At 37.2% G+C, this 14,857-nt stretch carries 19 protein-coding genes and 3 pseudogenes; 17 read left to right on the forward strand and 5 right to left on the reverse strand.

From position 1 onward, the window contains the following. On the forward strand, positions 1–328 hold a 328-nt coding region (locus tag JCM10991_RS09370; RefSeq protein ID WP_025021291.1), incomplete at its 5' end, for a CrcB family protein. 24 nt (positions 329–352) lie between these two features. On the opposite strand, the gene JCM10991_RS09375 is transcribed toward JCM10991_RS09370, so the two are convergent. After that, positions 353–661, reverse strand: a complete 309-nt coding sequence (locus JCM10991_RS09375; RefSeq protein WP_023859478.1) for a hypothetical protein — start codon at positions 659–661, stop codon at positions 353–355. A gap of 613 nt (positions 662–1,274) precedes the next feature. On the opposite strand from JCM10991_RS09375, the gene JCM10991_RS09380 reads away from it, so the two are divergent. Together JCM10991_RS09380 and JCM10991_RS09385 are read left to right on the forward strand one after the other, a co-directional pair. Next, positions 1,275–1,853, forward strand: a complete 579-nt coding sequence (locus tag JCM10991_RS09380; RefSeq protein ID WP_025021292.1) for a muramidase family protein — start codon at positions 1,275–1,277, stop codon at positions 1,851–1,853. Next, positions 1,813–2,724 carry a C40 family peptidase gene (locus JCM10991_RS09385; RefSeq protein WP_025021293.1) on the forward strand — a complete coding sequence of 304 codons (912 nt, stop codon included), beginning with the start codon at positions 1,813–1,815 and terminating at the stop codon, positions 2,722–2,724. Before JCM10991_RS09380 ends, JCM10991_RS09385 begins: the two co-directional genes overlap by 41 nt. Positions 2,725–2,769: 45 nt before the next feature. Here JCM10991_RS09385 and JCM10991_RS09390 read toward each other — a convergent pair whose 3' ends face one another. From JCM10991_RS09390 to JCM10991_RS09400, 3 genes are all read right to left on the reverse strand, one after another. After that, positions 2,770–3,276, reverse strand: a complete 507-nt coding sequence (locus tag JCM10991_RS09390; protein ID WP_025021294.1) for a TetR/AcrR family transcriptional regulator — start codon at positions 3,274–3,276, stop codon at positions 2,770–2,772. A 202-nt stretch (positions 3,277–3,478) separates the two neighbouring features. Then, positions 3,479–4,159: an ABC transporter ATP-binding protein gene (locus JCM10991_RS09395; protein WP_025021295.1), complete on the reverse strand. Its 681-nt coding sequence runs from the start codon at positions 4,157–4,159 to the stop codon at positions 3,479–3,481. Between the two features lie 4 nt (positions 4,160–4,163). After that, positions 4,164–5,225: an ABC transporter permease gene (locus JCM10991_RS09400; protein ID WP_023859482.1), complete on the reverse strand. Its 1,062-nt coding sequence runs from the start codon at positions 5,223–5,225 to the stop codon at positions 4,164–4,166. Between the two features lie 231 nt (positions 5,226–5,456). On the opposite strand from JCM10991_RS09400, the gene JCM10991_RS09405 reads away from it, so the two are divergent. The 8 genes and pseudogenes from JCM10991_RS09405 to JCM10991_RS09440 all read left to right on the forward strand — a co-directional run bounded on the left by JCM10991_RS09405 (position 5,457) and on the right by JCM10991_RS09440 (position 10,533). Then, positions 5,457–5,855, forward strand: a complete 399-nt coding sequence (locus tag JCM10991_RS09405; RefSeq protein ID WP_025021296.1) for a hypothetical protein — start codon at positions 5,457–5,459, stop codon at positions 5,853–5,855. 1 nt (position 5,856) lies between these two features. After that, a complete protein-coding gene (locus JCM10991_RS09410; protein ID WP_023859484.1) occupies positions 5,857–6,273 on the forward strand; it encodes a peptide deformylase in 417 nt (138 codons plus the stop codon). 124 nt (positions 6,274–6,397) lie between these two features. Beyond that, a complete protein-coding gene (locus tag JCM10991_RS15580) occupies positions 6,398–6,571 on the forward strand; it encodes a hypothetical protein (protein ID WP_023859485.1) in 174 nt (57 codons plus the stop codon). 194 nt (positions 6,572–6,765) lie between these two features. Beyond that, positions 6,766–8,616 carry a heavy metal translocating P-type ATPase gene (locus tag JCM10991_RS09420; RefSeq protein ID WP_025021297.1) on the forward strand — a complete coding sequence of 617 codons (1,851 nt, stop codon included), beginning with the start codon at positions 6,766–6,768 and terminating at the stop codon, positions 8,614–8,616. A 79-nt stretch (positions 8,617–8,695) separates the two neighbouring features. Then, positions 8,696–8,923, forward strand: coding sequence for a heavy-metal-associated domain-containing protein (locus JCM10991_RS09425; RefSeq protein ID WP_025021298.1), 228 nt, complete (start codon positions 8,696–8,698; stop codon positions 8,921–8,923). Between the two features lie 15 nt (positions 8,924–8,938). Beyond that, on the forward strand, positions 8,939–9,217 hold the full coding sequence (locus tag JCM10991_RS09430; protein ID WP_025021299.1) for a hypothetical protein: 279 nt from the start codon (positions 8,939–8,941) through the stop codon (positions 9,215–9,217). Between the two features lie 27 nt (positions 9,218–9,244). Next, positions 9,245–9,897 (forward strand): annotated as a pseudogene (locus JCM10991_RS13570) (Crp/Fnr family transcriptional regulator). Between the two features lie 93 nt (positions 9,898–9,990). Continuing rightward, positions 9,991–10,533, forward strand: coding sequence for an HI_0552 family protein (locus JCM10991_RS09440; RefSeq protein WP_025021300.1), 543 nt, complete (start codon positions 9,991–9,993; stop codon positions 10,531–10,533). A gap of 443 nt (positions 10,534–10,976) precedes the next feature. Here the strand turns inward: JCM10991_RS09440 and JCM10991_RS15880 are convergent. Continuing rightward, positions 10,977–11,156: pseudogene (locus JCM10991_RS15880) on the reverse strand (zinc ribbon domain-containing protein); the annotation flags it as partial. Between the two features lie 446 nt (positions 11,157–11,602). Here JCM10991_RS15880 and JCM10991_RS15420 point away from each other — a divergent pair. The 6 genes and pseudogenes from JCM10991_RS15420 to rnhB all read left to right on the forward strand — a co-directional run bounded on the left by JCM10991_RS15420 (position 11,603) and on the right by rnhB (position 14,837). Then, complete coding sequence (locus JCM10991_RS15420) at positions 11,603–11,782, forward strand: transposase (RefSeq protein ID WP_025021302.1); 180 nt, start codon at positions 11,603–11,605, stop codon at positions 11,780–11,782. A 347-nt stretch (positions 11,783–12,129) separates the two neighbouring features. Continuing rightward, on the forward strand, positions 12,130–12,252 hold the full coding sequence (locus JCM10991_RS14965) for a hypothetical protein (protein WP_439645940.1): 123 nt from the start codon (positions 12,130–12,132) through the stop codon (positions 12,250–12,252). An 88-nt stretch (positions 12,253–12,340) separates the two neighbouring features. Then, the gene (locus JCM10991_RS16620; RefSeq protein WP_263640310.1) at positions 12,341–12,466 is read left to right on the forward strand and encodes a hypothetical protein; all 126 of its coding nucleotides are present in this window, start codon (positions 12,341–12,343) and stop codon (positions 12,464–12,466) included. Positions 12,467–12,699: 233 nt separating this feature from the next. Further along, positions 12,700–12,900, forward strand: coding sequence for a hypothetical protein (locus JCM10991_RS16625; protein ID WP_025021303.1), 201 nt, complete (start codon positions 12,700–12,702; stop codon positions 12,898–12,900). 308 nt (positions 12,901–13,208) lie between these two features. Beyond that, the gene (gene ylqF, locus JCM10991_RS09465; protein WP_023859495.1) at positions 13,209–14,069 is read left to right on the forward strand and encodes a ribosome biogenesis GTPase YlqF; all 861 of its coding nucleotides are present in this window, start codon (positions 13,209–13,211) and stop codon (positions 14,067–14,069) included. A gap of 1 nt (position 14,070) precedes the next feature. After that, a pseudogene (gene rnhB / locus JCM10991_RS13580) lies at positions 14,071–14,837 on the forward strand (ribonuclease HII). Positions 14,838–14,857: the final 20 nt, after the last annotated feature.

Consider the following 14,857-nt stretch of genomic DNA (forward strand, 5'->3'; position numbering starts at 1 on the left):
GCAGGTCTGGGCGATGTTACGCTATAGTTTAACTCTTGGAATTAAAGCAAAGTGGCCGGGAACTTTTCCATGGGCGACGCTTGTAGTTAATTTAAGTGGGGCTTTGATTTTAGGTTTCTTACTTGGTTGGCAAGTTAATCAGCTGGTGAGTCTCTTTTTAGGAACAGGACTTTTAGGTGGTTATACTACTTTTTCAACGTTTAATACAGAACTTTGGACGTTGTTTCATAGTCGTTATTACTGGCTATTTGTTTGTTACGCCTTAATTTCCTATGGTGGTGGCATCTTATTAGCATATGTTGGCTTGCTTTTAGGACAAAAAATATAAAAAGGCGGTGCGATGCGCCGTCTTTTAAAAATCATCTACTTTTTCTAAAATTGTTTTAAGTTTTTCCAGTTCGATGTAGTTGAGGTGAGCGATAGAAGCTCCTTGGTCTAAGGCATCGAGAAGTTCTTCGGCGGCATCTAAGTCTAAGTGACTAGGGGCGTAGCTGACGGCTTCCTGGGTGGCTTTTTGGAGAATATGTTTCAATTCTTGGATGTCTTGATCCATTAGATTATAGGAAACTCCATTTTCTAAAGCTCGCAGTAAATTATCCGCAATATCTAAAGCAATGGTGTTTAAAATTAAGTTGGGCGTGTTGTTAATTTCTGCAGTCATAAGTTCCACCTCTTTTGTTAGCGTTTTCTTTAATTTTATTTTACCACGAATAAAAAAATTCACAAATAAAAATCGGAACTAAAAATTTGAAAAGTTAAGTAATGAGTCGACAGGCAACAAAAATTACAAGTAATTATGACTAAAGTGTCCGAGATTCTGAGGTAATTGTTGTGAAAATTAGAAATGAAAGTCTTCGTAAGTTATGGACGAATAATTCTTAGGGGCTAATACTAATATCTAAAATCTTGTCATTAAAATGTAATATATTAAATGGAAGTCATGCTTTTGTATTTTTATAAAATGTATATTCATGGTTGAGTGTGCTTATAATTGTAATTTAAAATTAAGTATGTGCAAATAAGACCATAAATATCAAGGATTATTTGGTGAGAAAGGAAAAAGTATTTATCTGAGTAAAAATGTGTATAATCAAGATGGTTTGTTTTAAGAAAAGTTTAAGACATTGGTAATTTGGGTAAAATAGTGAACAGATTGTGATTTTAACTTGAAATTATTCGTTTGTATGGCATAAAATAAGGGTATTGAATTATATTTGAGAATGTATCTGAAAAAGTAAGGAAAATATAACTGAAGAAGAATAGAGGGGATTTTATTGAATAAGTCAAAGAAAGCTGCGTTATTAGGTACGGTGGGTGCTGCTGGAGCCGCTTTAGCTGGTACTAGTGTGGCAGTCCAAGCTGATTCTATCCACAAGGTTGTTCAAAATGATACTATTTGGACATTGTCGCAAAAATACGGTGTATCAATGGATAAGCTTCAAAGTGATAATAAGATTGACAAGAATACATCTTTAATTTACGTGGGCCAAGAATTAAAAATTGCGGATAATGAGCAAGGCCAAAATCAAAAGACTTCCGCAAATGAAAAAAGTGTTGTCATCCAAACGGGTGATACCTTATGGGATTTAGCCCAGAAGTATCATACTACTGTTGATGAGTTACGTCGTTTGAACAACATGCCGGCTGATGCCTTTATCTTACAAGTAGGGGCAACTTTAAAAGTTAGTGGCGAAGCCACTGCTATAGCAGCGCAAGCAACCCTCGCTGCGAGCCAAGCGTCAGCAGTTACGACTGATGTTCAAACAAGCGCTCCAGTGGCTACAACATCTGGTGTGGATACGGATACCACAAATGAAGCTGTTGCGAAGCCAAGCGTCAGCAGTTACGACTGATGTTCAAACAAGCGCTCCAGTGGCTACAACATCTACTGTGAATACGACCGCAGAGACTTCACAAGAACCTGTAACCTCGGCAAGTTCAACCGAAAGTGCAGCAACGACAGAAGTTTCGCCTCAAGCTGAAAATACCAAAGTTGCTAATAGTGCTACAACAAGTAGTCAAGCAGAAGCACCAGTTGTGGCTGCGGCCTCATCTACCGCACCTGAAACTCAAGAAGTTAGTGTCGCATCGATTGCACAAACCGCTGATAATACTACAAGCAATCAAGTAGTAGCTTCTAATGCTACTAGTCAGGTGGATACTAATACTCAAGTTGAAGCTAACAACTACGGGGTACAAGCTCAAGCTTATGCCAGTTCCTACCAGGAACCAGCGGCTGCAACTGAAGTACAAAATTCTTACCAAACTCCAATAGCCGAAACGAGTGCGCAAAGTAGTTACCAAGCAAGTTCTGAGACAAATACGCAAGCAACCAGCACCCAACCTCAAGCTGCGACATCTACTAGTGCTGATGGATCAGCAATTGCAAGCTATGCCCAAACTTTATCGGGAATTCCTTATGTTTGGGGTGGATCAACGACATCAGGTTTTGACTGCTCAGGTTTAACCCAGTATGTTTACAACCAATATGGTAAAGATATTGGACGGACAACTTACCAGCAACAATATGCTGGGACCAAAATTGATGTTTCCCAAGCCCAAGCAGGTGACCTCTTATTCTGGGGGAATTACGGTGATGCCTACCATGTAGGAATTTATACAGGCAATAATCAATACATGGCTGCTCATGATTTTGGTGAATTATCTTCAACCAAGTCAATTTCTCCATATTACCAACCATCCTTTGCGGTACACGTTAACTAAAAAGCGAAGAAAAATCCTTCCTCATTTCAGGGAAGGATTTTTAGTTTAAACTAAAGCTTCAAGACTAGTCTGTAAGCGTTTTAAGGCGTCGTCTTGGCATTCGGGATTTAAAAAAACATCGTGAATCGTTTGGTGACAGAGACTAGCCACAGCCCACATTTTGGGTGGAACTTCAATAGGCATAGGTTTTTGATTTAAAAAGGCTGCATTATAGATGATATGCATTTTGATAAGTTCGCGATATTGACTGTTAGAGGCCTGGCTTAGAAATTTGGCAGTTTGGTTAACAAAAAGTGCAACCGTATCTGCAGTCAACATAATTCGCGGAGTGTCATTATGGACTTCTTTGAGAACTTCTTGATAAAGATAATTGTAGGCATCTTTTTGGTCTTCAAAATACTTGTAAAAGGCACCTCGAGCGATTTGCGCGTCTTTAACAATCGGAGTAACTTGCGCTTGCGCTAGAGGTTGACGACTGTATTCATTTAAAAGGGCTTGGGTAATCCGGGCTTTTTTTTCAGCGGGTAAATTCATAAACGTTTGGCTAGGCATGTATCTACCTCCAGTTAAGGTTATCATTAGTTATTTTAAAGGGTTTAAGCTTGAGAAACAAGTAATTTGTGTGAAATTTACCGCATGTTAGTGAGGAAAATTCCCCTTTATTTTCAGTTATTAGGTTATCACGAAGGAATTTGTCCTGAATATTCTAAGCAAAAAAGTCTTAATTAATCTCGACTATTATGTTAAAAAACTTTTATTTTTGTTTTTCGACTAACATCCCATCTTGAAGTTCGTAAATTTTATCAGCAAACTTTTCCACCCGAATATCGTGTGTGACTACAATGATAGCCTTGTTTTGTTGGTGAGCTAAATCAGACAGCAAATTACCAACTTCTGTCACGCGCTGGGAGTCTAAAGCTGCTGTGGGTTCGTCAGCTAGGATAATTTCGGGATTCGCATAAAGGGCTCGTGCAATAGCAACTCTTTGTTTTTGTCCTCCAGATAAATGGTCAGGATACATGTGCAAGAGATTTTGGATGTCTAATTGAACAAGGATATTTTGGAAAGCTTGAGCATCAATATTAGGTGTTTTTTTGACTTTATCGACTAAAGAAAATTGTTGGGCTACGGTAAGATATGGTACCAGGTTATAGGCTTGTAAGATGAAACCAATTTTATTAAGACGAAGTTGTTCACGCTGTTTACCTTTAAGGTTGGCGATTTCTTGCTCTTCAATAGCAACTTGCCCAGAAGTTGGGGTTTGTAACCCCCCGGCAATGGTTAAAAAGGTACTCTTTCCCGAACCAGATGGTCCGAGAATTAAGATGAGTTCGCCAGCTTGAGCGCTAAAGTTAAGGTCTTTTAAGACATGGACCTTAGCAATTCCTTGTCCAAAATATTTATTAATGTTAGTTAATTTAATACTTGTTGTCATAAGTTTATCCTCCAATCACTGAAACCGGGTCGACTTTAGTTACCATACGCATTGGAATGAGAGCCCCCAGAATGGACATAAGAATTAGGCCAATGCTTACTAAGCTAGTAATAACAGGGTCGACAGTCATCGGTACAGATTCGGGTAAGGCATAACCGGTGATGGTGATAAAAATCAAGGCGATAACTACCCCACTAGCAGTTAAAAGGAAAGATTGAGCCAAAGTTGCGTTGATTAAGAAGCGGTTAGGTACTCCTTGTGCACGTAAGACGGCGTAGTTAGGTAGTTTTTGTAGGGTGACAATGTACAAGAAGACGGCAATGATAATCAAGGAGATAATCATTAAGAAACCAATCATGAAATAAAAGGTAGTATTTTGAGCAGAGTAACCAGGTAACTTATCGATAATATCAGTTAATGAGTAAGATTTAAGCGCTTTATCAGTGGTTTTAATGGAGTCATTTTTAGAGAAGACACCACTGGCTGCGAAACGGGGACCAACTTGGCTTAGTTCTTGCCAAGCGGGGATGGTTCCGTAAACAACAGGGACAATGTTTAATTTAGCTTTGTGAGTAAAACCTACAATAGTGTAAGCATGATCACTAGAATTAAGGCGGATTTTTTGATTTAACTTATAGCCCTTGGCTTGTAAGGAATCATCGAGAACAACTTGATACTTACGATGGACTTTTTTACCTGTAGTAAGTTCCATATCTTTGGCGATAAATTGATTTTCACGTAGACCAACAAAAGTCACGGCCTCCTTATCAGCGCCTTTACCAGTCAGAACTACTGAGGTTTCGGCCATAGCAGCATTATCTTTACCCTTGGTTAAGGCATCAACTTGGGCTTTGGTTAAGAGGGATTGGCGTAAGTTAACGTCAGCACTTTTATTTAAGACCCCACTTTTGACATGCCAAGAATAAAGAGCATCGGTATTTTCATTGGCCAAGCCTAAGGCTAAGCTGGTCATGATAAAAATTAAGTAAGCTAGGAGGGTGATCATGGCGATGACCAGTCCGTAGCGTAACTTTTCATGCTTGAGTTCATTAAAAGCTAGAAACATAAGATTTTCCTCCTTTGATGACGACTTGTCATTTCTTTGATTGTATTCTATCTCTTTGGTGACATGATGTCAATGTAGTTTTTAAAATTTTAGATATTTTGATTAAAATTTTAGCTGTTAAACATGCTATAATTAAACTAAGTCAAAATTAGCACTTTTTGGGGGTGGGAAAATGTTAAGAAAAATTCGTTTGAATTATCCAAGTAGCCGAGTGGTCCAGGTGGGGATTTGGTGCAAAAGGATGGTAAAAATATGGTAATCATCAATATTTTACGAGCTTTTCCTCTTTTAGTGACAACACCGGAAAACCAAAGGGTAATTTATGAATGTTTAGCACAAGTTTATGGCACCCCAGATTATTCCCGAGATTATATGGAAACTACCACGACATTAGAATACAACCTTTATGATTTTGGACGAAATGTCTTACAGGTGGGGGACATTGTTAAGGATGACAGCACGGGAATTTGGGTTCAAGTGAACGAAATTTCAGAGATTCGGCGCCAGGAAAATAAATATACGGTGACTTATCGCTTCACCCCGGTTAGTGAATGGAGTCAAGCTGATATGGTTGCTTGTCTCGCTCAAAGCGCCGGGAGCTATATGCAAGTTTATAAAAAGGAAGATTAAAATGACGGTACAAGCAATCAATCGAGATCAACTTTTCTTAAGCCAAAAAGCTGCAAAGGCGACCCCAGCAGACCGCCAAGTAATTCAAGATTTAAAGGATACCTTGGCGGTTCATCGCCAGGAATGCGTTGGGATGGCGGCCAATATGATTGGTGTGAATAAAAAGATTATCATTGCCTCCATTGCGCCCATGCTTGATTTAATTATGGTTAATCCACGGATTACCGCCAAGTCGGGTGCTTTTAATACCATGGAAGGTTGTTTATCTTTAAAGGGTCAAAGACCGACCAAACGTTATCATGAGATTACGGTGGAATTTTTAAATGAAAATTTTGAAGCACGGGTACAAACCTTTAAAGATTGGCCGGCACAAATCATTCAACATGAACTTGACCACTGTCAAGGGATTATTATTTAAGCTATAATGGAAAGGGCATAGTGTTAAGCAATAATACGCAAAAATAATCAATTTTTGGTGCTTAGAATTTCTCGAGAACATTTTAATAAGTGTTCTCGCTTTTTTTATTTTCAGGAGGAAAATCATGCAAAAGAATGAACAGTCATCACGACAAATTGTGATGTGTCATCTCATGGCTATCATGAGAATTGATATCGAGAACGCAAAGAGGATTGTTGTTGAAATGGAAGAGTCTGGCTTAATCCAGTTTGATGACATGGGAAATGTTGGTCTGTTAGTGTTGGAGGGACAATCATGAAACGTAAGTTTGACTTCGTATTTTACAACTATTGATTTACTTCATTCAAAACACAAAATAGTGTTTTTAAATAAGATTAAAAACTAATATTTATATGAAAGCTACTCAACACCAGTGTTTTTAAAACTTGATATAAATCAATTATTATATTTCTATGCTCGGTTATACTGGATATAATAAAGGAGGTAGAAATTATGCAAAAATGGTTATCACGTTATCGGAATTGGTTGACAGCAATAACTGGTATTCTTATTATACTTGCTTTTTCATCCAAATGGGTTTTTAGTAGTGAGCAGGGCTCAGCTTATCTACTGTTTGTAGCTTCATTAGTTGGTGGTTTACCAATTTTTGTTCAAGCCTATCAAGCTCTTAGAGTTAAGGTAATTAGCATCGATCTCTTAGTAACTCTTGCTATTTTAGGGGCATTTGTTATTAAAGAGTTTGAAGAATCAGCTATTGTAGCTTTTCTTTTCTTATTTGGTGCATACTTAGAACAAAGAACATTAGCCAAGACACGTTCTGCGATTAAGAATCTCGTGGAGATGGTACCAGAGACTACTTTTCGTAAACTACACAATGGTGACTTTGAAGAGGTGTCAGTTGAAGAAGTTAATGAAGAAGATATTCTTTTAGTAAAAACTGGTGGAAAGATTCCAGTTGACGGTGAAGTGATATTTGGCTCTGGCACTGCAAATGAAGCAAGTATTACGGGCGAATCTATCCCAGTCTCTAAAGGTTTAAGAGATAAAGTTTTTGCTGGTACCATTCTTGAAAATGGTACTATACAAATACGTACTGAGAAGATTGGGGAAGATACAACTTTTGGGAAAATTATTGAATTAGTAGAAGAAGCACAGGACAGCAAGTCAAAAGCTGAGAGATTTATTGACCAATTTTCAAAATACTATACTCCTTTAGTTTTAGTGTTAGCGATTATTGTTTGGCTTATTAGCCGCAATATTGAGTTAGCCGTTACTATTTTGGTTCTTGGATGTCCTGGTGCACTGGTTATTGGCGTACCAGTTTCAAATGTATCAGGAATTGGAAACGGCGCACGACATGGCATTTTATTTAAGGGTAGTGATGTCATTACAAACTTTAGTAAAGTTGATACAATGTTATTTGATAAAACAGGAACATTAACTTATGGTAACCCTCAGGTTGCACAGACAATCTATTATAGCAGTGATAGGAGTCTTGCTGAGAGCTTACTGGCTAGTGTTGAGAGAGAATCAGATCATCCGCTCGCGAAAGCAATTGTGAACTATTACTCAGGTTCTGTAGTAGGGGTAATTGACTCAACAGAGGTCGTTCAAGGTGGGGGAGTTGTTGCTCGTATTCAAAATCACCAAGTTCTCGTTGGGAACTCTTATTTGATGAATCAATATAATATTCCTTTCACTAACCAGATGAAGAGCGACATAGCAGGGATGGAAGCAGAAGGGAATTCAATTGTCCTAACTGCTATTGATGGACAAATAGCTCTTGTTGTAGGAATTCGCGACCAGATTAGACAAGGGGTCAAGGAGGATTTAGAGACGCTTAAGAATATGGGAGTAAAAAATCTCATTCTATTATCTGGAGATAATCAAGGCACAGTTGATTTAGTTACTAATCAATTAGGCTTAACCGAGGCTTATGGTCATCTACTGCCAGAAGACAAGGCAGAATTTGTGAGAAAACGTCAGGCAAGTGGAGAAATAGTAGCATTTGTCGGAGATGGTATTAATGATAGCCCATCATTGGCCTTAGCAGATATTGGAATTGCCATGGGAAACGGTACAGATGTTGCCATTGAAACTTCAAATGTTGTTTTGATGAATTCGGATTTTCACAGAATCCCTCATGCGATTGGATTGGCTAAAGCTACACGACGTAATATGATTGAAAATATCTTCATTGCATTGCTAGTCGTAGTAGTTCTTCTTATCAGCGTTCTCTCAAGTTCGTGGATGAATATGGCAATTGGCATGTTTGTTCATGAAGGTAGCATTCTCGTAGTTATTTTGAATGCTATGAGGCTTTTAAAATATAAAAGAAAATAGAGATTCTTGATAGAAATCAATTTTTTATTCTAAATATCGTACTATACTAAAGATATAATAAAGAAAGGGAGTAAAAATGATGAAAAAAGCTATACTACAGCTTGAAACACTGGCTTGTCCAACATGTATGCAAAAAATTGAGGGAGCCATTAAAAGTGTAACAGGTGTCGATAAGGAAAGTGTCAAAGTTCTATTCAATGCCAGTAAGGCAAAAGTAAATTTTGACGCTAGTGTGATAAACATTAATGAAATTGTGAAGGCAGTGCAAGCAATTGGCTATGATGTCCTAAAAGTATCAGAAAAATAACAGGAGAAAGTTACAATGGTAAAACAATTTTTTGAAGCAAATGATGAGATGCTTGATCTATATACAAATGCTATTACAAAAGCTCATGGGAAAAATCATCCAGAAGTCTTTGATGTTCGCAAAGTTTATGAAACAATTCAACATAAAATTAGGAATAATAATTTGGACCTATCAAATGAATTTTCAGAACTAAGATCTCTTACAAAAGATTATACAATTCCAGATGATGCTTGTGAGACACTTACTAAAACTTATCAGCTATTAAAACAAATTGATGAATTATCTCAAGAATAGGTTTTATCAATTAGAAAGAGGCTATCCATGGTTCAACATATTTGTGTGACACTTGTACCATTATTCAATTATCTGTCAGAAGATGAACAGATTAAAATTAATAGATTGGCACAACACAAAAAATTTAAAAAAAATGAAATTGTTTTAGACCAGGAGATGAAAATCTGGATATCGTGGCTCTCGGAAGTATGAAAGTATTCCAACTGTCTACAAATGGTGATGAACAGCTTTTACGGGTTGTTGAACCAGGTGGATATGAGGGTGAGAATCAGTTGTTCGGTATTAAAAATGAATCTCTTTTTGGTAAAACTCTTGAAACAACTGAAATTTGTAGATTAAGTAAACAAGCTTTTGATCAAGTAATGCTTAGTAATCCACAAATAGCTCTTAAATTATTTGAATTAAGTGCGCAAAAGATGATTCAAGTAGAGAAGCAGGCCCATATTTTATCTATGGAGCGTGTTGAGCAACGTTTAGCGAACTACCTCTTGGATCTGTCAAAAGTAGCGAACGATTATCGGTTCAGTTTACCTATGAAGATGATTGATATCGCGCGATATATAGGAACTACCCCTGAAACTCTTTCTAGAAAATTTAGATTTCTTGAGGATAATAGATTGATAAAACGTTCAGGTAGAAGAATAATTATTCTTAACGGAGATGGCTTAATTGATTTATGAGGTGAAAAATGTCATTTGACAAATTAAAGGAATATCTACTATCGAGGAGAAAAATATATTAAGCCGGAAAAGGCTGGTAATTATCTCCAGTATATGACGGATTTAAGGGACCTAGCTCGACAGGCCCGGGATGAATTCAGTTTAATCAGTAAATCTTTTGAAGACAGGGTAAAGCCATTTAAAGCAGAGCGTGTTAGTCAATGGATGAATCAATCTCAGCTATGTCGTCCACATTTTTGGTGTTACTTCCGATTGCCTTCCGATGATTTGGATAATTCAGCATTGGCTATTCGTCTTTATGGGGAATCTGATAATTTTGGAATTTCCGTTGAGGTTAGTTTTGTAGAAAGAAGGAGGTCTGAAAACAGTTTAGAAAAACAAAATAAAGTTTTGAATCTTCTTCCTTTTGGAGCCATGTATTATTTTGTACAAAAAAATGGTATAAGTTTCAAAATGGATGCAACAGAAGAAAATCGAAAGAGTTTACTAAAACAGGTCAAATCAGGTGAGGTTCGTAAGGTCTTGGTTAAACAGGATATTCCAATTGAGACTGACCACTCATTAGAACGGTTAATTGATGATCTATTAAAAAGTTTTGATGAATTACTGCCATTTTATAAGAAAACAAAGAAATAAACTAAAGGATAGGTAGAAGTAGCACCTATCCTTTAGTTTATAAAAATTATAGAAAGTCAAATTTATCCCAAAAAGAACGAAATAGTATAATTTTCTTTCCATTTCTATTTATTAATCTTTCTTCTTGAAAAGCTCTTAATTTACGGGATATAGTTTCAGACTGGTAGCTAGATAGCTGGCTAGTTCTTTCAGTGAGACTGGTATCGTAATGGTCTCTTCAGTCATTACCTCTGAAGGGAGAGAGCTGACTGAAGTAGGTAGCTAAACGATCCTCCAGTCAACTACCCCAGTCTAAAGACTAGGGCTTGTGAGAAGGCAAGCCTTACGGCTTACCCGACCACAATTTGCATAGATACATCACTGCATGATTACAAAGTAATCACGTCTAACACGATAATTACCAATGTCTTTAGAGGCTGCAAGTTGCCAAACGGACTGCCTAGTTATGCTAGGCTTTTTTCTTTTTCCTTAGCTAGTTTTTCTAATCCTTTTTCAAGAATATTTTTAGAGGCATTAATGTCCCTAATATGGAATGTACCACAATTAGGACAAGTTCATTCCCTATCTTTGAGAGTTAGTTTTTCTGTACCTTTTGTCCCCATGGTAAACTTACAATCATTACACGCGATTTGCTAGTTTGTAATATTCAATAATTAGCAAAAAAGCTTAACAGGGTTAAACTCTAAATAAAAAACTAAAAACCAAAAAAGGAGTCAAACCATGTTAAGCTACCTCAAGATTAATAATAATGCTCAAACTTTTCAAGAGTTATTTTCCCAATATTGTCTACTTTTCGATAAATTAATTAAAAAGTATGTACCTATCAGGTACCGTGACAGAAGGAATATCGAACATACTAAAATTTCTGACGCTTCAATCATGGCTATGATGTGCCTTAAGGCACAATACCGTATATCGTCTTGGATTAGTTTTTACCGTCTGTTTAAGCTCACTTTACCTAATGGAACCAATGCTTGAATATTCTCGCCTTTTACGGAGAAGAAAACGTTTAGCCCCTTATTTTCAGTTAATTAGGCAAGGACTATTAACCCAAACATCTATAAGTACTATGGCGATTATGGACAGTTTTCCATTGCCACTTTGCCAACCTATTAGAAACGGAAGAGCCAAAATTTTTAGTGAAGTCGCAAATATTGGTTATAACGCAACTAAAAAGGTTTATTTGTATGGCTTTAAAATTCATATGGTAGTAAGTGTTACTGGCTTAATTTTGAAATATGAGAAGTAACACCTGCGTCAGTCAATGATGCCAAAGTGGCTCCAGAGTTAATATCTGGTTGCCCGTGCTAAGTTTTAGCAGACGCTGGATATATCGGTAAAAAGATAGTTCAAGAATTTAGGAAAATGGGTTATCAATTATAGACACCATTTCGTTCTAATATGAAGGGTGCCAAACGGCACAATAATTCATTGCTTAATCAAATTCGGCGAAGGATTGAAACGTGTTTTTCACAGCTAAAATTGTACGGTAGTGAAGAAACTCATAACCGTAGTTTAGAAGGGTTTCAAGCCGATTTTGAATCAATCGTAACACTGTATAATCTTCAAAAAATGGTACAAACTAGCAATTAGCGTATGAAAATAAGATTTGTATCTGTTGAAAATAATATCGCTGAATGGGCAGATAAAAAAGCACTTATGAGAAGATGGGAAGGATTAAAAGAGTTTTTAAGATGGAAACAAAGGACGGTAAAATAAAGAAAATCGTGGTATAATAGACATTGTCAAATTTTCTATTAAATATAGTTTCGATTTTCTTTTAGATAATACTAAAGAGGGCGATATTATGTATTATAGAACACGAAAAAATGCTAAAGGAGAAACTCGTTTTGAAGTAGTTGAAAAATACAAGGATCCACTTACAGGAAAGTGGAAGAATGCTACAGATGCTGTGATAAGATTGGTAAAATAGTCAACAGCGTAGAATATCAATATAATCCTCAAAAAAGCAAGAGATTTGGTCGGTTGAAACAAAATTGGTTAGAAACTTGGTCTGTTTCAGTGAAACCGCAAACTGTCAAAAGAGAAGCCTTTGTATTAAAGAGATTAGGAGATATTATTGGTGATGACTTTTTGCTTGAAAGCATTACGCCATTACTTCACACTCTTTTCGTGAGGTGTTAGCTAGAGTTGAACAGGAGCTAGTTGAAACTTGCGAAGAGAAATACTGATTTGGCTATGAGAGATATTATGGAGCGTGTAGGTCATGCTAATTATGAAACTACAATCGGCTATACTCATAGACAAACTAACGCTCAAGAAAAAGCAGTGAATACATTAAATAATTTTATTGATAAAAATCAAATTTCGTTCACTGCTTTAAAATCTTGGTCCTGTAAGTATTAAACGATTGGATTGAAAAACACTATGAAAGCAGAAAAACAAATTTAAATTTAGATGAATTCCGAAATATAATTGGAATTAAAAAAAGCTATCTTCCAAGGCATATTCATGTTAATATCCTACCAAAATTATTAAAAGACATTAACATTCAAATTTTGATATTAAATGTATTCGAGAAGGAAAGTAAAAAATTATTGGGTATGAAATGGTTTGGTAAAATTAGTCTAAATTTGGTGACTTTTTGGTGACCTGATAGAATTTTGACAAGTTTACCTCCATAAAACCCTTGATACGAAAGGAATTATACACTTATGGCTACTATTCAATGGTTTCCTGGTCACATGGCCAAAGCCTTACGTCAAGTTAAAGAAAACTTAAAATTAGTTGATGTCGTCTTAGAATTAGTCGACGCACGCTTGCCAGAATCATCCCGAAATCCACAATTAGAGGGACTTTTGGCTAACAAAAAATCTATTATCGTCCTTACCAAGATGGATTTGGCCGATCCTAAAGAAACGGAAAAGTGGGTGCGCTACTATGAAAGTCAAGGTCAACCAGCCGTAGCTATCAACTCAGTACAAGGTAGCCTGAAGGTCATTGAAAAGAAAATCAAGCAAGTTTTAGCGGAAAAGCTAGTCGCTAAAGAAGCCCGCGGGATTAAAAATCAACGTATCCGTGTCATGTGTATCGGGATTCCTAATGTGGGGAAATCGACATTATTAAACCACTTAGTTAAGAAAAATGTCGCCCAAGTTGGTAATAAGCCTGGGGTTACCAAGGCTCAACAATGGCTGAAAGCTGGGAAGGACTTACAATTATTGGATACCCCAGGGATTTTATGGCCGAAATTCGAAGATCCTTTGGTGGGTAAGAAACTAGCTTTAACAGGGGCCATCAAAGATACTTTGTACAATAAAGATGATGTGGCCCTATATGCTTTGGAACACTTTGTTGATACTAATCCACAAGCTTTAGCGGACCGCTACAAGTTGTCGGAAGCTGAAATTGATGATACGACGGTGGAATTACTTTTGGCCATTACCCGTAAGATGGGCTTTAAAGAAGATTACGACCGGGCCAGCGAACGTTTGATTTTTGAAATTCGACGTAGTAAGTTGGGGCGTTATACCTTAGATCCTGTACCTTTGACGGCTAAGCGTAGCGAGGATTAAGATGACTAAATTATCGATTGCTCAAGTTAAGGAATTACTGAAAACTAAAGTGACAGCGGAGGTTTTAGCTAATTTGGCACGAGATGAGCGTAAAGGCGTTCAAAACGCTTTGGTTGCCTACCAAAAGCGTCAGGCAAAAGTCACTCAAGCCAAGCTTGCATTTGCGGAACGCTTGCGTCTTGAACAAAATCTTTGGACTCAAGGTATCGAGTATGTTGCCGGTGTTGATGAAGTTGGGCGTGGGCCGCTAGCGGGACCGGTTGTGACGGCGGCGGTGATTTTACCGCATGATTTTGATTTATATGAAGTAAATGATTCTAAGCAATTATCGGTGGCTAAACGTGAAGAACTGTATGGGAAGATTCTTGAGCAAGCGTTGACAGTAAATATTGGTGTGGCTTCTAACCGTGTGATTGACCAGGTTAATATTTATGAGGCTACCAAAATGGCCATGAAAGAAGCGGTCTTAGGCTTAAACTTACGCCACAACACCTATTGGTCGATGCCATGCCGATTGAATTAGATCTCCCTCAAACCAAGCTCATCAAAGGGGATGCTAAGTCTGCTTCAATTTCAGCTGCTAGTATCGTGGCCAAAGTAACTCGGGATCACTTAATGACTTTTTACGATCGCGTTTACCCGGGTTACGGCTTTAGCCAGAACGATGGTTATGGTACCAAGCAGCATTTGGCCGGCTTAGTTGAGCATGGAACGACGCCGATTCATCGGATGACTTTTGAACCAATTAAATCCAAGTATGTGAAGTAAAAAAAGTTTCTCTGCTTTTT

Origin of the sequence: Ligilactobacillus equi DSM 15833 = JCM 10991 (genome assembly GCF_000615765.1) — a bacterium.
GTDB classification, from domain to species: domain Bacteria; phylum Bacillota; class Bacilli; order Lactobacillales; family Lactobacillaceae; genus Ligilactobacillus; species Ligilactobacillus equi.